Origin of the sequence: Aporhodopirellula sallentina SM41, from assembly GCF_000346505.1 — a bacterium.
Taxonomy (GTDB): Bacteria; Planctomycetota; Planctomycetia; order Pirellulales; family Pirellulaceae; genus Rhodopirellula; species Rhodopirellula sallentina.
In genome coordinates, this window is the sequence record NZ_ANOH01000181.1 from 1 (window position 1) to 19996 (window position 19996).

Genomic DNA, 19996 nt, shown 5'->3' on the forward strand with positions numbered 1-19996 from the left:
GCCGCGGCGAGACTAACCCAGTGCGGTGCGCGGGCGAGCGGGCACAGCGTGGAGGTGGAACATGTCGGATACGGGTTGACGCAGTATGCGGAAGAACAGGGCCACGATTTTGTTGTCGTCGGTGACAGCGGACGCGGTTTGATCTCCCGGGTGCTCCTAGGTAGCACCTCTCGCTACGTGCTTCACCACGTTCACTGCAGCGTGCTGATCGTCCGCCAAGGCGAAGAGAAAGATTGCTGAATCTCCTGAGCGTATCACACTTTCAACGCAGACGAACTCAGGACTCCGGTTCGCCACGGCGATGACGGACGATGTCGCCGCTGACCAAATACACGGTTTCCTCGGCGACATGCGTTGCCATGTCCGCGATACGTTCGAGGTGCCGGATTGCGCTGAAACAGTGCAACGATGGTTCCACGGACTCAGGATCTTCCCTCATGCGTCTTTCGATTTCCTGAATCATTTCAACGTTAAGACGATCAACTTCATCGTCCGCTAAAATAACGTTGCGAGCGAGATCCGCGTCGTGTTCGAGAAAAGAATCCAACGCCGACCGGACCATCCCGATCGTTGTTCCCACCATTTTGCTAACGTTTTCGGGAACACGGAACAGCGGAAAGAGATCGAGCGAAATGCTCCGCTCGGCAATGTTGCACGCCAAGTCCGCCATCCGTTCGAGATCGCCGTTGATTTTCACGACCGTGACCAACCAACGCAGATCTTCGGCGACCGGTTGGTGGAGGGCGAGCAACTTCAAACAGTCTTCTTCGATTTGGATGTCTTTCGCATCGACCTCGTCATCGGTATCGATCACCGAGACCGCGAGATCAGACCGCCGTTCGACGAGAGACCGCACAGACAAACTCATCATTTGCTCGACGATCCCGAACTGTTTAACCAGATCGGATCGTAACTGCGTCATTCCACGGTCGAGATGCTTGCTCATAAAGATTTGTGATTGAAAGGCAGTTTACGGATCCGTCATCGAAAGCGGCGGAGCACATCACCCAAACCGGCCACGCACATAGTCATCGGTGCGTTTCTGTTGTGGTTTTGTGAAGACATCGTCGGTCGCACCGGACTCAATGAGACGGCCTTCGAAGAAGAACGCCGTTTGATCGCTGCAGCGACTCGCCTGCTGCATGTTGTGAGTCACCATCACGATCGTGTATTGCTCGCGTAGTTCGTAAATAAGGTCTTCGATGGCCAGGGTGCTGGCGGGATCGAGAGCACTGCATGGTTCGTCCATCAGCAACAATTCCGGCCCGATCGCAATCGCTCTGGCGATGCAGAGCCGTTGTTGCTGGCCTCCCGAGAGTCCGAACGCGGGGGCATTGAGGCGATCTTTGACCTCGTCCCAAACCGCCGCCTTTCGCAGTGCCCACTCGACCAATTCGTCCAATTCACCTCGCCGCAGTTTGAGATGCAATCGCGGTGCGAAGGCGACGTTCTCGTAGATTGATTTTGGGAAGGGGTTCGGTTTCTGAAACACCATCCCCACCTGTCGCCGCAAATGCACCACGTCCGTTGACGGACTGAGCACCTCGACATCGTTGATTCGTAGCGATCCGGTGCACTGAGCGGTCGGGACGATATCGTTCATCCGATTGACCCACCGCAGCAACGTGCTCTTACCGCAACCGCTCGGCCCGATGAACGCGGTGACCTGGTTTCGCAGAATGTCCAGCGATAGATCGTGGATCGCTTGGAAAGAGTCATACCATGCGTTGAAATTCGCAATCTTCACGCACACCTCAGGCGCCGACTCACTCGATGGAGACTCACCATGAAAGGGGGCGTTCGTGACACTTGCGGATTGAGGCATATCGCTCGCTAGCCGAATCGGCGGCGTTGGTTTGGGGGGATCGCCGCATAGGACGACGCAGGAAGTTTATCGGTTATTGCACGGTCGAGAAGGTAGCGGGGACAAGGCGGGGATAATTTCGACACATTTTGATTCGCCCTGATCATTCGGTACGGAAGCGGTGCCGCAAATAGATTGCCAAGGCGTTCATCACCAACAGAACTAATAACAAAACGATAATCGCCGCCGCGGCAAGTTGCTGGTAAGTGACTTTGGGGTCGCCTGCCCAATGAAAGATCAACACCGGCATCGTCACCACGGTGTCCATCAGGTTTTGCGGCCCCGAGTTCTTTGCCACCGTCGCGCCCAACACCACGAGAATCGGAGCGGCCTCGCCGATGGCGCGTCCCATCGCCAAGATCGCACCGGTCATAATGCCCGGCATCGCTGCCGGCAACGAGACACTTCGCACGGTTTGCCACTTGGTCGCTCCGAGACCATAGGCGGCCTCCCGGAGCGACGGGGGAACACTGCGGAGGGCTTCTTGCGATGCGATGATAACGATCGGCAAGATGACCAACGCCAAAGTCAATCCGGCCGCGAGGAAACTCCGGCCGAAGGGCAACCGAAAGTAGTACCACGACGTTTTCGCATACGCGCCTCCGCTTTGTCCCTTTCGCACCGTTCGGCGGAGGACCTCAGGATCGGTCGGTTTGGCGCGGCCCGACTTTGGGTCCCAAACCTCGAGCGTGAATCCCTCGCCTTGGCGATCGACCGCCTCAATCGATTCAGTGACAACGATCGTGGGCTGCGCCGGATCGGTTTGACGAATCAGCGCGGAGTTTCCCCCGCCGGCCATCGTGAGAACTTGATAGTACCTTTCGACCCCTACCAACTCGATGCCGCTGGTTTCGTTCACACGAATTTGCCCGAACGCATTGAACATGAAGACAAACAGACTCAGTCCCAACAAGCCGTAAACGATCGACGGCACCCCGGCCAGGTTTGCAATGTTCAGACTCAAAAAGCCATGCAAACGTCGCAACCAAGGAGTCGTGGGCTGGAACTCCTCGAGAAAAATGGCTGTCCCTATTCCGATCGGCAGAGCGGACAACGCGCAAACCGCACAAATCGCAAGCGACCCGAGGATCGCGGGTAACATCCCGGACTCTGCCGGTTCCGAGGTACTGTGGGCATTGGTCAGCAGCGACGGGGTCAATCGCGTGTGTCCCTGCACCAGGATCGATGCCAACAACACGACCAGGATAACAATGCTGATCAACGAAACGCCAAAGCAGAGGTAGTAGAACGCCTTGCTTACCAACACGCGCCGACGTGAATTGCGATTCGACTCGACACTGAAGGCGGCTCCGTTTTTCACAGCCGCGGGAATGGGCAATGCCATATCGTCATCGGTCTTCACCTGCTCGGTCGGATCGATGCTCAACTTTTCGAGGCTCTCGATGTCACGCATACGTTTCCCGGTAGCGACGACGCACGAGTTGACCGACAAGGGTCATGCCAAATGTAATTACAAAGAGAGTGACTGCGACACCGTAGAGGCTGTAGTACTGAACCGTGCCATATTCGTTTTCACTTTTGATCATTTCCACGATGAAGCCCGTCATCGTTTGCGACTGAGCGCGGGGATCCATCGTGTAAGTGGCTTGCGTGCCCGCGGCGAGCGCGACGACCATTGTTTCTCCAATCGCGCGGCTGAACGCCAACAGGAAAGCGGAGACGATTCCGGAGAGGGCCGCCGGAACAACCACTCGTGTTGCCGTTTCCAGGGGCGTGCACCCGAGCCCAAAGGCCCCCTCACGCAACGAACGAGGAACGGCGTGCAACGCGTCTTCGGACAAACTGCAGACCATCGGCAAACACAAAATCCCAACCGCAATCCCCGCACTGGTCGCATTGAACGCATCAAAGCCGCCGTTGGTCAGCCATTGCAACGACGGACTGATCACGAGAACCGCGAAGTAGCCCAAGACAACCGTCGGGATGCCCGCAATCACTTCGAGTGCCGGTTTGAGCGTCGCGCGAACCTTCGGAGACGCAAATTCGCTTAGATAGATCGCCGTGATCAAACCACTCGGCAGGGCGATCAACATCGCGATCGATGTCACACGAAACGTCCCTGAGAGCAACGGCCAAATTCCGAATTTCGCATCCTCGATCGATTTGCTCTGCAGCGCAGTCCACTGCGTCCCGGTCAGAAAATCACGCACCGACACGTACTGGCTATTGAAGAAGTGCCAACTCTCCGTCACCAACATCACAACGATCCCCAAGGTGATCGCGATCGTTGCGAAAGCGCACATCGCCAGCACCGCGATCATCGCTCGCTCTTGCCAGATGCCCGAATGAGCGGACCGAAATCTGGGGTTCTGCAGTGCGGCGGGACGGTTCACTTCACTAAGTTCTCTTCCGTGAATATTTCCGCAAACGCACCCTCACGATGCTGCCCTTCGGGGGAAACAAAGTGTGTCCCCAAAGCTCTCGTTTTCAGAATGTGTTTGGTTCGATTCATTATTGATTCGGGTAAACGCACGGAATTCGCGGCCCTGCAAAGTTGCGAAACGTTCTTGATGTAGAAGTCGACGAAAACTTGGACCTCGGCGCGGGTGAGTGAATCCGAGTTTACGTAAATGAACAGTGGACGGCTGAACGGTGCATACCTGTTTGTCGATATGTTTTTAACCGTAGGAAGGTACGCAACATTGTCTTTCGGATTGACGATCGGCACGGCCCTCAGACGTTGCTGGTTGGCGGTGTAGTAGGCGACCCCGAAGAAGCCGATTGAAAATTTGTTACTGGCGACACCTTGAACGAGGATGTTGTCATTCTCGTTGAGTGTCATGTCTCTTCTGAGTTGTTTGTCGTTAACTTGCGCGAGTATTTCGTGAAAGTAATCGTAGGTCCCCGATCCGGTGCCGGGGGCGAAGATCTTGATCGCCTCGCTGGGCCACGACGGATCGACGTCACTCCAGGTCTTGGCAGCGTCCTCGCCGACAAACATGGCTGTCAGTTGTTCAATGGTCAGTTCTTCCACCCAGTCGTTTTCCGGATGCACGGCGATCGTTAAACCGTCGTAGGCAACAGGCAACTCGAGAAACTCCACCCCATTGGCCTGACATTTCGCAAACTCCCCTGGCTGGATCGGCCTGGACGCATCCGAGATATCGGCTCCCTTGTCATAGAACGATTTGAACCCGTTGCCGGTTCCGTTTCCGCCAACGGTGACGTCGACTTCCGGGTGCAATTTGAGAAACTCCTCCCGCACCGCGTCGCTGATCGGTTGGACGGTACTGCTGCCATCGATTTTGATCGAACCGACGAGGTTTGATTCGATGGCGGCTCCCTCGTCGGTCGTTGGATCATTTGGGTCCGATTTCGACGCATTCAGGCTGCACCCGCTCATCAGCATGCAGGCTAGCAACGTGCAAACCGCCAAGAGCACCGAACGACCGATTCGATTCAGCGAGAGAGTCATCCGAGAGCTACCGTCAGGTCGTCCGCCGACGCTTAAAAAAACCGGCATGCCACCGACAATCGGTTGGTGCGTCGGTGCGGCCGGGAAAACCGGTGCGTCGGGGAAACTCGCCGCGCCGGGGAAATTCGGTGCGCCGGGGAAATTCGGTGCGCCAGGGGAATTCGGTGCGCCGGGGAAAACACGGCGGGTGGCAAGGGTCGCCACTCTCAAAACGGGAGGGAATCGATCGAACAAGGCTATAGGACTGTCTTCGTGGGAGTTCTTTCGTCGCATTTCTAAGGCATGGCGAGCCGCGTTCGATCCGACCGGCGGGACGGAACTGAAAACCGTTTCCAGCTCCGCCAACTCAACCGATGGCTGATGCTCAACCGATGCCTGGTGCTCTAACGCTGACATCGGACGGTCATGGGCGAGTGCAGCGATAGAGAGCGATCGTTCGAGATACGGCGGAGATCGGACGTCGGAATCCGGCGAGTTGGTGACACAGGTGCCGTGTGGGCAGCCAACGGTGTTCAGGCAGAATCGCACATCGACCATCGTCAATGCGGCAATTATCCCAAGTTTTTAGCGGAAACGTTACCCCAAGACGCCATCGAGCGAACCGGAACATCAGAAAAAACACATGTCCCGGAGGCACGAAGGGGCCACTTCAGGCTGGCGAAGAAAGTTCGCGGACGGTAGATAGGTCGTCGAAACGGACATTGACCGTATAATGCCGCGAAAACGAAATTCAAATGCGTGCGTGCGTGGCCAGAATGCTGGCGGCCACATCAAAATTAACGCAAAATTGGCAATCCATCCTACTGCGAGATTCCTTATGTCCTCGACGTCAGACACCCCCCGCCCCGTCGGAAGCGATGGCCCCGAAAAAACGATCATCATCGGCAGCGGCCCGGCCGGATGGTCGGCAGCGATCTACGCCGCCCGTGCTAACCTCGAACCGGTCGTCTACGAAGGCACGTTCAAACAAGACATGATGCCGCTCGGCCAACTCGCCTACACGACGGAAGTCGAGAACTTCGCAGGTTTCCCGGCCGGAAACATCCGCGCGTTCGTGCAGTCGGCGGTCGACAAGAGCCGGCACTACAACCTTCCCGAACCGCCGGCGGGTCACACCAAGGATGGCGAGCCACACTATGCCGTCCAAGGGACGGAACTGATGGAGCTGATGAAGCAACAGGCTCTGAACTTCGGCACCCGTGTTGTCAGCGACGATATCGAGAAAGTCGATTTTTCCGGCCCCCCACACACGCTCTATCCGGCCAGCGGCGAGCCCGTCCAGGCACACACCGTCATCATCGCGACCGGAGCACGCGCCAACTATCTCGGCCTTCCGAGTGAAGAGGTCTACAAGAACAAAGGCGTTAGCGCCTGTGCCGTTTGCGACGGTGCTCTGCCGATTTTCCGCAGCAAACCGCTGGCCGTTGTCGGGGGCGGTGACTCGGCCGTCGAGGAAGCCACTTACCTGGCCAACCTGAAGGGTGCAGACAAGATCTACATGATCGTTCGTCGCGACGAAATGCGAGCAAGCAAGGTGATGCAGGACCGTGCTCTCAATCACCCCAACATCGTCATGAAATGGAACAGCGTCGTTGACGAAGTTCTCGGCGACGAAAAGGTCGTCACGGGGCTGCGGTTGAAGAACACCGTCGATGGCTCGACGAGCGAACTGACCGTCGGCGGGATGTTTGTCGCGATCGGTCACACCCCGAACACTTCATTCCTCGACGGTGCCGTTGAGATGAATTCAGCGGGATACATTCAGTGGAAACTGCCGTTCCGAACCAACACCAGCGCCAAGGGTGTTTTCGCGGCGGGCGACGTTGCCGACGACTACTATCGTCAAGCGATCACGTCCGCAGGAACCGGATGCATGGCCGCACTCGATTGCGAACGATTCCTGGTCGATCACGAAGAAATCATCGGTGCGTCTTCGGCTCGCTAGAGCGTTGCCAAAGATGATGTAGCTGATGCCGCCTGAGTTCGGTGATCTGAATTCAGGCGAATTCAGCTATGGGACTGCCGCAACATTAGCCGTTGGGCAGCAACAAAGGTAACCAAAGCTAACAACACCCCAGAGACGGCACGCTCGTTAACCCGATCGTGCCGTTTTTTCTTATCAATCCACGGCTGCCTTCAACGCCTGAGCTACTGCTTGCTCGGCTGGACCGTTTCCGCGGCGGGTTTGGGAACGGCGAAGAAGGTGTTGGCCCTGCGGACGCTGTCTGGGTCAACCTTTTTCAGCTCTTCCATTGCCTCGGCTGCTTCCGGTTTGGGACACGCGCGGAGGTAATTGACCACTGGTACGCGGACCCAGTTGTTTTCCGCGTCGGCGTTCAAGAAGAGCTGCTTCAGCTTTTCGACTTGACTCCAATCCTGCCACCGTGCGAGGTCGGGAATCACCAAATCCGCGAGGTCTTCCCGATCGAGAATAGCGTGAAGCGATTCAACCAGTGCGCTTCGAGCAATCACACCGCCCTCGGTCCCATGAAACCGGATCGCCATGATGGCGGCGTACGTGTCGGCGTAGGAAGCCTTCTTGTTAGAAAGAAACTCCTCGTTGATCATCTCGAGCCCGTCTTCCCCGGCGAGCGTCAGGTAACACGCGATCAACGCGTCGAGCCCCGTTCGGGAAGTCTTCTGAGTGCTCAGCAACATCTCTTGGAGCATTGGCAAGTCTTCCTTGCCCCCGCACACGCCGAGCATCGTCAGATACAGTCGTTTGCGATCAGGAGACAGCGAATCGTCACCAATCCATTCGACCAATTGGTCGTGGTCCATCTCGGGTTCGATCTCTTGCAACGCCGCATACGGAGCGATCGCAAACTCATCGTAGGCGTCGCGCGACAACATCGAGTCTTCGTCTTGCAGGTAATCGAGATAGAACCGCAGACGATCCGCGTCGTCCTTTTCTGCGACTTCGGGAATACGAACGATGTACTGTTCCGCCCGCGGGGTCAGCGGCAGACACGACCACTGCATGTCACTCGGGTCAACGCCGGAAAGCAGAAACCGCCGTCCTTTGGCGATGTCACCAAAATAAACCGCCTTCACGGTCTGGCCCGCTGAGACGTACTTTTCTCCCTTGAGCACCATCGCGATTTCCATCAGCACCTCGCCGGTATCGGCGTTGCGGGTCGCATCGCTTTGCAACGCCGACGCGATCACGACGGCATCCATCGCCTCCATTTCCTGGCGAAGAGTTTGCGCGACGGCACTGCAAAATGGGCAGGCATCGGCGTGCCGAGGCATCACCGCGCCGATCAATGCTGCGAGCACTGCGGCAACTACCACGGAGCGATAGAAAAGGTGGCCGGGCCGGAACGTCGCGACGTTTCGATTCAATTGCATGACAATGTTTCAGAGGGAGGGAGTCTTTTGGCGGGAGCGGGCGTTTGGACGAAAAAACGGTTGGAACACATGCCCGGCACGGAGGCTACGCATCGAAGCCGAATTGTGTTTCTTACCGGCAATCGCCACGACCACGATCCGCGGCGATGTTCATTCGCGAATCGAATGAAACGGGCCGGTTACGCACAGCCGCGTTGTCAATCCGCTGATTTTGTTCAGACGTGGATGCCTGACGTTTCTCGAACGCGCCTTTGTTTATCATATTCTACGCCAATGGCGAGACACTATCCCGACAGATCACCCGCATCAGGACGGCTCTTCCGGAACACAGCCCCTCGTTCTTGTGGTCCAAATCGTCGCGATTCGCCGCCGGATCAATTGCCAAACAATTTGTCGAATCGGAGTTTCTCGAGGCCTTTGTTGATCCCCTCTTCGAGTTGTTGTTGGCCACGTCCGAATTGCTGTTGGAGAAAATTTCCCGCCGCGTCTTGCGCTGCCTGCTGGGCCGCTTGGACTCCGAAGTCCGCGACGACGCGTCGAATTCCCGCCGAATCGAGGCTCGGCCGGCTCAGCGTTCCGTCAATCGGCAGCGTCATCGTTTGCCCGGCGAGTCCACGCAGGTCGCTTCCCAACCACCGTGCGTCGAGCGGAATTTGCGCGATCAGATCGAGCCGTCCGTCGAAGTCGACCTGTCCGCTGGTCACGACTCGAGCCCGGTCCACATCGAACATCAGTGCGCGGTGGTTAACCGCTCCCTGACTGACCTGAAATTCGACCGACTGAGCCGGCATGGTGATCAGCGTGCGTCCCGTTCGAGGCGGACTCGCCGCCGATCCGATCGCGGCAAGCGCCTGCAATTGCCGAGCACTCGCAATCACTTGGTCCGCGAGTGGCCCCGCGTTCATCTGAACACGCTCGATGTCCAAACGCCCGCGAACTTCACTACGCGACGGATCGTCGACCCAAACCTTGGCTTGTTGCAGATCAGCACTGAACGTTCCTTCCACACGAGCCGCATCCGCCGCGATCGGGGCGAGATACTTCAGCCACTTGCCCGTCATATCAGGCGTGAGCGCGACACCGCGAGCGATCGGCCCCGGCTTCATCTCGATATAAAGTTCGGGCCGGTAATGAACGTCGCCTGCCAACAGGATTTCCCCGGTCGCAGTGTCGATCGGCTGATCGCTCAGCGGAGCAACCTGAGGCCCAATCATCCGTGGCGTCAAACGGCTCGGACCGAGCACCGGTATCCGGCTCGCGTTGACCGAGACCACACTTTCCGTCATTCGGAATGGGACTTCGGCTGGCCCAAACAGCATGCCTGCGGTGTCGACCGTCTCCCAGCCGAGGTTGCCTTTGACCGTGAACGCATAATCGGACGGACTATTCTGCGCGTACCGAATTTCCACGGGCGTTTCATGCAAACCTTCGGCGACGATGGTCGTCCCCGTCAACGCGGTCAAACGACGGCCGACCTCATCCATTTTGAAACGAGCCGGCCCACGCAAATGCACGTCAGCCGTCTCTTGTCGCCAAGCAACCGTGCCGGCCAGCGTGGTACCACACCAATCGGTCGAAATCTGCAATGCGTCCGTGTGAATCGCCTGCGTTGAAAGATCCAAATCGAGGTCCCCGTCAATCTGAATCGCTGGCTCGGACCAAACCACGGAGGAATTGGACCGACTGCCGCCAACACTCGGTTCACTCAACACGACGTCACGTCCGGCGATCTGCGTATCAAGGTGCAGGCGAACGGTGTCACCTACCACAATCGTGTTTCCTTCGAGTTGGCCTCCGACATCCCATTGGTTTGGTGCTTCGCTAGCACTGTTAAACGCGGCCATGCGAGTCGACGAAGGATTCGAACGATTAAACGCAGACGTTCGTGACCGTTGCTGCGGTTCGCGGGCGAGCCGTTTGGCTGCGCTGGTTTGCAACCGGTCGAGATCCGCCAACCACGCGATTTCCAAATCCATTCGCTTGTTGATCAACTCCCCTTGGATCGCTGCCGACGCGGCATCACCGGTGACCGTCATCGACCGAACCACGACCTCATTTTGCGGCCATGACGCGCGGCCGTCAAAATGCAGTTTGACGAGTTCTTGACGAAGCTCCTGATCGCTCATCGGCACCCGTAGTGAGCTGACTTGCCCGTCGAACGCCTGCACCAAAACATTGCCTGTCCCGTTGATGCTTGCACGCGCGGTGAAGTCAAAACCGCCACGGCAATCAATCATGCTTTCCGGCATCCACGGGGCGAGTATTTCGGATACGGATTCGATCTGCCCGCGTCCTCGGACCCGGACCGGAATCAATTGGTTCTGATCGAGACCACGGATGGTCTGCACGAGATCCACGTCGGTCTGCATTCCGTCGCCTTGCACGCGCAGGCTGCCGCGGGACAACTCATCGAGCGACCAACGACGCGACGAAACGGACCACTTGCCTTCGACGTCTAGTGTGGAAACCAAGTGGCGTTGCTGAAGACGCTGGCCGGGCGAAATCTCGATCGCGAGATTGTCGACCTGACTGCTGCCTTGCAATCTCCATAACCCGTTCGCTTCGGCGTCCCATCGCAAACTGGCCCGCACGTCACCCTGAAGGTTTTGATTGTCGAGTTCAAAGATCGGCTGCAACATCTGAGCGAGCTTGCCAAAGTTGACACTCAACTCTGCTGCGCCGGATGCGATATCCCCCTGGCCTTCGATACGTGCGAACGGGCTCTGCATTTCGAATCGCTCGGCCGACAGTTCCGTTGCGTTGCTCGCCACGACCGCAGTCGCGTTCATAGGTGCGATCCGTATCGGCTTTCCATCGGAGGTTGCTTCGATGGCCTCACTTTGGACGACCAATCGCCGGCGACGTTTTCCGGTCACCTGGTCGCGCGCGTTCGCGGCCGTCACGTTCGCGGCAGTCAATGGTTCGATCGTCGCCCGGAGTGTTCCGCGATGCAAAACGGCACCTTGCCGCATCGGCAAAATCCCTGGCATGGCCGCGTGCAACCGGGGCAGATCAACGAGGATATCCGCGGTCGCGTCTACCTGATCGAGCCACATGAGCGGATTCGAGTTTGCCCCGGAGATCGAAAACGAATCCGAAAACTCACCGTTCATTGCGACGGTTGCAAAGTCAGTCTTGGCCGACATCTGCCGCGCGATGATGCGTCCGGGCATCCACATCCAGTCTCCATCAAGCTGCGTTAGCTCGTTGCTCCACAAACGCTCTCGCGTCACGGGATCGAACGCCGCGAGTCCTCGTATTTCAATCTTCCTCAGCGAAACACTCGGGTGTCCCGACGCAGGCATTTCAACACGGGTGCTGCCAGACAGATCGCCTGTGATCTCAGCTGGCAATTGACTCTCGGGAAATCTTCGGGCGACGAGACGAACGACAGACAGAGGTAGCGAATCCGACTCCACCTCCAACTGGACCGGCGTGCCCTCTTGGGGAAGCAGGCCTACCGTCGCGGTTCCCTGCATCGATCCCTCGCCACCTCCCGGTTGCGTGAGCACTCCCTGCCATTGCGATTGGAGTTGATCGGTATCGAGCAGCACCGAAGCATTTGACTGGCTCAGCGACCAGGTTTCTTTCGTCACCGCATCGGTGACATCCACGTGCAGGCCTTGAATTTGAATCGCACCGACCGGCACGACCTCGGTGGTCGATTCCGATGGCGTCATCAGAACGGCGAGATCCTCTTCGATGGAACTCGTCGACGTGTCCACCGAACACGCAACTCGAACGTCGCGGAGTACCAGTTCCCCAAACCTGCCTGACTTCAACTCACTCGAAATCAATTGTGGGAGGGTAAGAGACGTTTGCAGCTCGCCGATCTCGACAATCGAGCCGGATCGTTCTCCAACCAATTTCACCCCTGTTGCTTGAAAAGGGGTCACCCAACCAACCTGCACGCCCGACGCTTCCGCCTGCCATCCGAACGAGTTCAATGTTTGCGCCAGAAACGATCTCCCGAGGGGAGAGTGACTGATCAAACTCGGCCCCGATGCGATCGCGAGCCCCACAAACACCAGCGTCATCACGGCGATCATTTGCTTGCGTCGAGATCGATCTTCACGACGGTGCCGCGTTCGTTCGGTTTGCGAGCGTTCGCGAACCTCATAGTCGTATCGGTGAACCGCTTTACGTCGCATCCGTATGTCTCACTAATCGAGATGGATCGAAACGGCGCGCAGGGAAGACAGACGAGATGGCGCGCGTGAATACGCTTATACCGAGAATCATACCGGCAGCGCAAGAGAGAATTGATCGCCGTGGCAACCGTCAGCGCATAAAAAAAGCTCCCGGAAAGTACGAGGTCCTAGGGGGGCGGAGGACAACGCGCTTCTGTTCCGGGAGCCGGTGGTTTTTTACCAGGTCACGTCAAGGACGGCCTGAATGATTGCTGTTTGATACCGTTTGTCCGCGATGCTGAACCAGCACCATCGCGTTCTTTTCATGTCGAGATTGCCATCGACTGGCGTCCCTCAACACGGCTTCGATCTTCGCAACTTTGAGTTTCAATTGCAAGATGAATTGACGCTCAAAAAAAATAGTTCGAGGCAGTGCTACGCATCCTTGCTAGCACTTCTCGAACAATCCGCACACGGAACAACTTGACGGTCTCAACGGTGTCATCCGTGACTCCGATTTGACCGCAATCTTCGCAGCCAAGAAGAACTCGAAAGTTCCTCCGACCCGTGCAAAGAGCGTCAATTCTGTGCACATCTTTCGCCGAATCAAGCTGCCGAAACAACCTGCTCGCGACGATGCGGGGAACTTAGCCGGGGCGGCTTTCATGGGTCAAGTCAGTTTCGAAAAAGTTTTGGAAACCGGCCTAGGGGATACCCCTTAGCGTTGCTGCAATTCCCTTGAATTCACGATAAAATCGGAGACGAAAAAATTTCTAAAAGCCTGACGTGGTTCTCCTCCACGTCACACCGTCTCCCTTGGAATGTATCTGAATACCTCGATCAACGAACCAACCGGCGAGCGTTAACTGCGGTTGTCGATGTCAACCGCGGCGAACGCAGAGCGGCTGATCAGTTTTTGAATAGGTTCTTAACATGAACAGGAATCATTGTCGCATGAGCGTACGCCTACCGTTGAACTGGATCGTGATTGCGGTGACGGCCTGCCTCGCCGGTTGCAATCCGCCCGCGGAACAACCATCACCTTCACAGGCAACCGCAACGCCAACCGGCGATCTCTTGCACATCGCCGTGATCCCAAAAGGGGAGACACACATTTTTTGGCAATCGGTACGTGCCGGTGCCGAAGACGCGGCAAATGAGGTGGGCGCGCGGATCACTTTCAAAGGTCCCTCCAAGGAAAGTGACCGCAGCGAGCAAATCGATGTCTTCCAAGGCTTCCTGAACGCCCAGGTCGACGGAATCTGCCTATCCCCCCTAGACGCCGACGCGTTGGTCCGGCCGGTCGAGGAAGCCAAACGCGCGGGAGTGCCGGTGGTGGTGTTTGATAGCGGTCTGAATGCGAACCCCGACGACTATGTCGCGTTCGTAGCAACTGACAACTTCCGCGGCGGTCAGATCGCCGCCGACGCCATGGCTGACAGCCTCGGTGAGAGCGGTGGCAAAGTGATCTGCCTGCGATACCAAAAAGGCAGCGACAGCACCCATCAACGCGAAGAGGGTTTTCTCGACGGCATCGCGAAGTACCCGAACATCGAAGTAATCAGCAGCGATCAGTATTCGGGCACCACGACGGAATCCGCGGTCAACAAAGCTCAGGCGTTGTTCAATCGGTTTGGCGACGAAGTGAATGGCGTGTTCACCGCGTGCGAACCCAACGCGGAAGGCATGCTGCGGGCGATCCGTGACCGAGGGCTGGCGGGCAAAGTCAAATTGGTCGCGTTCGATAGCAGCGACTCGTTACGCGACGCGATGGACGCGGGACACGTCTCGGCAATTGTGCTGCAAGATCCCGTTCGCATCGGCTATCTCTCGGTCAAAACGATCGTGGCAGCAATTCGGGGTGAATCGGTTGAAAAAACGGTCGACACAGGAATTTTCGTCGCAACGCAAAAAAATCAGGATGAACCGGAAATTGCTCGCCTGCTGAATCCCCCACAGTCTTGACCGCCCGCGTTTCGCAAAAGTACGTGAATTGCGTCAATTTCGGGCTGCGCAGGCTCAGCCCCGCCCGGCTAGTCAGGAAAGTCCCGAATTAAACCCTTCAATTTTCGCGATGTGCGCTGTCAGGGCGTGGTGTTAAATCTTCGCTCAGTTATTAATGGGTCTCGGTACTTTTCATTCGCGGAGCTGGAGATCGTCGCCAACGGGTTTCCATTGGCACGAGACGCTTCGCTGGGCACTCATTCGAGACCTCTGGTTCAGTCTCAGCGTACAACCGAGTTGTTAATTTAGACCAATTCACAAGTTCGCTGACTTGCCGCCCTTGCCATTTTTGATGGCATTCGATTCTATTGTTCAACGCATTTGCGCAATCAGGTAAGCTTCTCGCGTTGCATGCCCCGCAACGTTGCTTACCTGATCGGCGGTCCTGTGGGGGTTATCTTGTGCCCCTTGTGTAACCTCTCGCAGGCCGCCACTTTTTTTCCACCGAACGACACACGGCCGTGTTGTGTTCGAGTGTCTCGGTTCTGCGTCAAAGCCTAGTTTTAGGGTAACGAAACTCGCCAACGGTTTGTCGATTTAATCAACAGTCAACCTGTTTTCGTTTAACCGACAGCCGTAGGCGACGGGCAGTGGCAAGTAGGTCGCCTTTGGCTGCCCGTTAAACGCAATACCGTTCAATGAAGCACCGGGTTGTGGCGTTTTCGTTTAACCGGTAGCCGTAGGCGACGCTTGACGGAACACAACCTACCCTGCGGGCACGGGTTAAACGAAAATTGAACGGTATTGCCGTTAAACAAATAAATCACAGCCTGCCAAGAGTTTCGGGAGGGCTCGTGAATCACCGAAAGTTTTGGCGACTTTCGCTTCACCCTTGAACCCTCATTCTTGATCGTGACGCAACACTAGGTCCACACGCCGCAAGTCTAGCTGACATAAACTACTATCCGCAGACGTCGGTGCTGCCTATCTTCAGTGCCACCATTCCCAAACCAACTGTGAATTCGTATTCAAATATGCCGAGCCTTGATACCGAACAGGCGGTCCGCCAGAGATACTCCGGTGCCGCTCAGGAACGTGAAGCTGCCTTGTGTTGCCCGGTGGATTATGACGCGAGGTACCTCAAAGCCATCCCGCAGGAAGTAATCGACCGGGACTACGGGTGCGGCGACCCGTCAAAGCACGTTCGAGCCGGCGAAACGGTACTGGATTTGGGCAGCGGCGGCGGAAAAATCTGCTTCATCGCTTCCCAGGTGGTCGGACCAGAAGGCCGGGTCATCGGTGTCGACATGAACGATGAGATGCTGGCGCTGGCACGGAGCAGCCAACCCAAGGTTGCCGAAACAATCGGCTACGACAACGTCAGCTTTCGCAAAGGGAAGATCCAGGATCTCGCGGTCGACCGGGACGCAGTCGAACAATTCCTTTCGGAAAACCCGGTTACGGACGACATGAGCCTTCGCCAGCTGGAATCGTTCCTCGCCGAAATGCGATCCGGCCAACCGATGATTCCCGACGAATCGGTTGATGTTGTTGTCAGCAACTGCGTGTTGAATCTCGTCGACTCGGGCGAAAAAGAATTCCTGTTCGACGAAATCTTCCGCGTCCTGCGACCGGGAGGACGAGCCGTGATCAGCGACATCGTCGCGGACTGTGAAGTCCCCGAAGAGATGCAAGCGGATCCGGAATTATGGAGCGGTTGCATTTCAGGTGCCTTCGAACGGGCTGCTTTTCTGGAGGCGTTCGAGCAAGCAGGGTTTGTCGATATCAACCTCGACAGTTTGCAAACATCCCCATGGCAAGTGGTCGACGGAATCGGTTTCCGGTCGGCGACTGTTGTTGCTTATCGACCGCATTTGGCGACCGAAGGCGAGGAGTTGCTCGAGCAAACCACGCAGTACCTGGCCAACCAAGGCACCGCGCGACGGGTTTATCGCGGGCCGTTCAAGTATGTCGTTGATGACGACGGACGGATGTACACGCGAGGGGTCGCCTGCGAAGACGCACTCGCCCAAGCGGCGGAGCGAGAATCGATTGCCGAGCATTTTGAGATCTATGACGAAAGCTCGAGCGGTCCCGCGGCTCAAAAGCCGCTTGTTTCCTCGGGTTTGCCGACAATGGGCGACGATTGCTGCTCGGGAAGCGGGTGCTGCTAAGCTCGTCCTGAAAATAATTTTGCTTCAGGGCAAAAATCTTGTACATTCTCACCCGCACTTTCCCATAAGGGGGGTATCGGGTGGGCTGAGGCTCTCGTTCTCTTGCTAGTGCTCTCATTCCGAAGCTGACACGCATGCAGCATGCTTCGGCATCACCTCCCGACACCAAACGTCGTCCGAGTCTGTGATTCAAGCGAAGGAGAGAGGTGATGCAGTTCGACACCACCCGAGTCACCGAGCCTACCCAGCTTACGAAGGGCCCGTTTCCGAAGGGTCAGGTCAGAAAGAGTCCGTTCTCAGAGAGCTCATTTACAAAGAGTCTCCTCACGCTATTGGTCACCGTGGCGTCGGCGACGCCGCTGTACTCAGAGACCACCTTTCATGCGTTGTTGATAGGAAACGACGCCTATGAAGTAGAACGTCTTCGCAACCCGACCAATGATGTCGAATTGCTCGGGTCAGCCCTCAGACGTCTCGGTTTCGAGGTGACAATCCACAAGGACCTCGGACATTACAAAATGGACGAGGCACTCAGCGATTTCACTCGCAATGTCCCGGAAGGCGGATTGGCGTTGGTTTACTACGCGGGCCATGGGATTGGTGTCGGTGACAACCTTTATCTCGTTCCGACAGACGCTCGACTGCACAACTCATCCGCATTGAAGTACCAGACCGTCTCACAGGATTATGTGCTCGATATGTTGAATGGCTCGAAGGCCAACACAAAGGTCCTCATGATGGACTGTTGTCGCAACAACCCGTTCGAGCGAAGTTGGCCGATCAAGCTGCGAACCCATTCATCGCAGTGGACGCCTCGGACCGAAGCCCCCGAGGGCACGTTGATCGCGTACGCGACAGAGGAGAACCAAACGGCACTTGATGGCGCGGGCGACAACTCACCATTCGCTTTGCATCTTTCTCGACAATTGGGACAACGGCCACCGGGCGGACTGTTCCTGTTGGATGCCATTCGCGACGCCAGCAACGAAATCAAAAATCAAACCGGTCAACGTGCATGGGTACACTTCGACTCCTCCATGCCAAAGATATGCCTGTCCCCCAAGACAGCCTCTCAATCCAAGAAAACAAAACCGCAGGCAAACGTCAGCGCGTTGGTCTCCAAAGAAGAACCGGCACGTCCCAAACCGAGCATCGACACGCTGCCAAGTCAGTCTGCGCTGCTCGATCAGGCGAGACTTTATCTGGAACACGGTGATTTAGATCTCGCAATTGACGCATTTTCGATCGTTGCGTTGTCCTCAGATGCCACGCAAGCGGATCGCACTGCGGCACTCCGAGATCGCAGCGCCGCCTACATCCGTCGAGCAGAAAACAATGACTTCGAACGAGCATTGATCGACGCAAAAGCGATCGGCGAATCCGGTATTCAATTGCCTCTTCTTGCTAACTCCGCCGCAATGCGGATCGAGCGAGAAACAACCGGGAGGATCCACCGAAACCAAATCGCGACGGTCATCTCAGCGAAAGGAGACCTGTTCTATGTCGATTCAATCTACGGCGGTCGCGACTTGCACGGTTGGGTGAAGAAAGACGCGTTCATGGCAAAATCCGAAATCGATATCGCGCCGCAGAAAGTTACCCAGCCATCAAAATCAAAAAAGACCGTAACAACCACGGAGGAGCACATCCAATCGACTTCCTTGTCGCCTGTTAACCCAACTCCTCCGGTATCGACAACCATTCCCGCGACATGGCCTGCCAACAATTCTTCGGTCGTCTCTCCCGCCTCGCCGGAAGTGACTCGGCCAACCAGCCACGTATCGCCAGGCTATGTGGTCGAGGGCCACACTCCGAGTTATACGCCGAGCCATTCCGGATCGTTGCCCGCAACGCCGGGGTATTCTCCGCAAAACCGAACACAGACAATATCTGCCCAACCGCGTTACCAGCTAGCACCCATCTCGCGCGGATCATCAGGCCGGTTTCAATGGTCCAATACCAACTCAGGCGGCCTCAGCTCTGGCAGGAATTCATTCAGCGGGGGCATGAGCGGAAGACGGAAAGGCGGCGGATGCCCCGGATGCAAACTGGGCCGAAGATAACGCCGCGTCTCTGAGAGCATTGATTTGTGCCGGTGTCCATTCCGCGAGCACATTTGGCACGTGCTTTGTATTATTCTAGCGACAGGCTCCGCCGGTAAATTCGCGTTCGCGAAAACTCTCATCCGCGTCGGGGCCGTTGGTTTGCCGGAGTCGATCCGTAACACCCAATCGCTAGATAATGCCACAATCCCCCCAGACCTACGATTTTCTCGAGCCATCGCCTCACGAGGGCGATCTCGGCATGCTCGGAACGTATCGAATTCTGGGAGAGATGGGTCGCGGCGGAATGGGGTACGTATTCCGCGTCGAAGACACCGTGCTCGAACGGGCGGTCGCGTTGAAGGTGATGAACCGGAAAATCGCGTCCACGCCCAACAGTCGTGATCGGTTCCTTCAAGAAGCCCGTGCGATGGCGGCGGTTCACCACGACAACGTGGTCGTCATCTTCGAAGTCGGCACCCACGAGGGGACTCCGTTCATGGCGATGGAGTTGCTCCGAGGCGAAACCCTCGAGGCGGTGAACGCGCGCAAGGAGCCGGTCGACTATGAACGAGTGATCAACTACGCCCGCCAAATTTGTCGAGGTCTCGCCGCAGCACACGCGAAAGGAATCGTGCACCGAGACATCAAACCCGCGAACATCTGGGTGGAAGAAGGTACCGAGCGGATCAAGATTCTGGACTTCGGTTTGGCGCTCGCCCAATCGCCCGCCGGCGACTCCACCGGCGTGGGATCGGTATGCGGGACGCCGGGCTACCTCACTCCCGAACAAGCACGCAGTGATCCTTTAGATGACCGCAGCGACTTATACAGCCTCGGCGTCGTTCTCTACGAGATGTGCACCGGAAAGCTGCCGACCGCTCAACCGGCAATCGCCGAACAGTTGGTCGCGCTGCTCACGCGTTCGCCTCAACCGGTTCGCGACCTTAACCCGGATATACCTCAACCGCTCGCCGACCTGATTGAACAGCTACTGGCGAAAGAACCGGGCGACCGCCCCGCCAACGCGTTGACGCTCGAGAAACAACTCCAAA

General features: G+C 56.9%; 13 protein-coding genes. 6 read left to right on the forward strand and 7 right to left on the reverse strand.

Features of this window, described 5'->3' with window-relative positions; translation table 11 throughout:
- Nucleotides 1–240, forward strand: a 240-nt coding sequence (locus tag RSSM_RS11595) for a universal stress protein (protein WP_044302350.1), incomplete at its 5' end; no start/stop codon positions are given.
- Between the two features lie 37 nt (nt 241–277).
- Here the strand turns inward: RSSM_RS11595 and phoU are convergent.
- The 5 genes from phoU to RSSM_RS34700 all read right to left on the reverse strand — a co-directional run bounded on the left by phoU (nt 278) and on the right by RSSM_RS34700 (nt 5828).
- The gene (gene phoU / locus RSSM_RS11600) at nt 278–946 is read right to left on the reverse strand and encodes a phosphate signaling complex protein PhoU (RefSeq protein WP_008678443.1); all 669 of its coding nucleotides are present in this window, start codon (nt 944–946) and stop codon (nt 278–280) included.
- A gap of 57 nt (nt 947–1003) precedes the next feature.
- Nucleotides 1004–1825, reverse strand: coding sequence for a phosphate ABC transporter ATP-binding protein PstB (gene pstB, locus RSSM_RS11605; protein WP_008678445.1), 822 nt, complete (start codon nt 1823–1825; stop codon nt 1004–1006).
- A gap of 142 nt (nt 1826–1967) precedes the next feature.
- Nucleotides 1968–3278, reverse strand: a complete 1311-nt coding sequence (locus RSSM_RS11610; RefSeq protein WP_008678446.1) for a PstA family ABC transporter permease — start codon at nt 3276–3278, stop codon at nt 1968–1970.
- A complete protein-coding gene (pstC, locus tag RSSM_RS11615) occupies nt 3271–4218 on the reverse strand; it encodes a phosphate ABC transporter permease subunit PstC (RefSeq protein WP_044302351.1) in 948 nt (315 codons plus the stop codon). Before pstC ends, RSSM_RS11610 begins: the two co-directional genes overlap by 8 nt.
- Nucleotides 4215–5828 (reverse strand): PstS family phosphate ABC transporter substrate-binding protein, encoded by a 1614-nt coding sequence (locus tag RSSM_RS34700; protein WP_236621093.1) that lies wholly within the window; start codon nt 5826–5828, stop codon nt 4215–4217. Before RSSM_RS34700 ends, pstC begins: the two co-directional genes overlap by 4 nt.
- Before the next feature lie 289 nt (nt 5829–6117).
- Here RSSM_RS34700 and RSSM_RS11625 point away from each other — a divergent pair, with 289 nt between their 5' ends.
- Nucleotides 6118–7245 carry an FAD-dependent oxidoreductase gene (locus tag RSSM_RS11625; RefSeq protein WP_008678451.1) on the forward strand — a complete coding sequence of 376 codons (1128 nt, stop codon included), beginning with the start codon at nt 6118–6120 and terminating at the stop codon, nt 7243–7245.
- A 203-nt stretch (nt 7246–7448) separates the two neighbouring features.
- Here the strand turns inward: RSSM_RS11625 and RSSM_RS11630 are convergent, their stop codons facing one another.
- Together RSSM_RS11630 and RSSM_RS11635 are read right to left on the reverse strand one after the other, a co-directional pair.
- Nucleotides 7449–8651, reverse strand: coding sequence for a hypothetical protein (locus tag RSSM_RS11630; protein WP_044302352.1), 1203 nt, complete (start codon nt 8649–8651; stop codon nt 7449–7451).
- 374 nt (nt 8652–9025) lie between these two features.
- Complete coding sequence (locus tag RSSM_RS11635; protein ID WP_008678457.1) at nt 9026–12802, reverse strand: translocation/assembly module TamB domain-containing protein; 3777 nt, start codon at nt 12800–12802, stop codon at nt 9026–9028.
- Nucleotides 12803–13735: 933 nt separating this feature from the next.
- Between RSSM_RS11635 and RSSM_RS11650 the strand changes: the two genes are divergently transcribed.
- From RSSM_RS11650 to RSSM_RS11665, 4 genes are all read left to right on the forward strand, one after another.
- Nucleotides 13736–14746: an ABC transporter substrate-binding protein gene (locus RSSM_RS11650; RefSeq protein ID WP_008678465.1), complete on the forward strand. Its 1011-nt coding sequence runs from the start codon at nt 13736–13738 to the stop codon at nt 14744–14746.
- A gap of 1013 nt (nt 14747–15759) precedes the next feature.
- Nucleotides 15760–16899, forward strand: coding sequence for a methyltransferase domain-containing protein (locus RSSM_RS11655; RefSeq protein WP_008678467.1), 1140 nt, complete (start codon nt 15760–15762; stop codon nt 16897–16899).
- Between the two features lie 209 nt (nt 16900–17108).
- Nucleotides 17109–18962 carry a caspase family protein gene (locus RSSM_RS11660; protein ID WP_081613755.1) on the forward strand — a complete coding sequence of 618 codons (1854 nt, stop codon included), beginning with the start codon at nt 17109–17111 and terminating at the stop codon, nt 18960–18962.
- Nucleotides 18963–19140: 178 nt separating this feature from the next.
- A partial coding sequence (locus tag RSSM_RS11665) for a serine/threonine-protein kinase (RefSeq protein ID WP_008678470.1) occupies nt 19141–19996 on the forward strand: 856 nt, incomplete at its 3' end.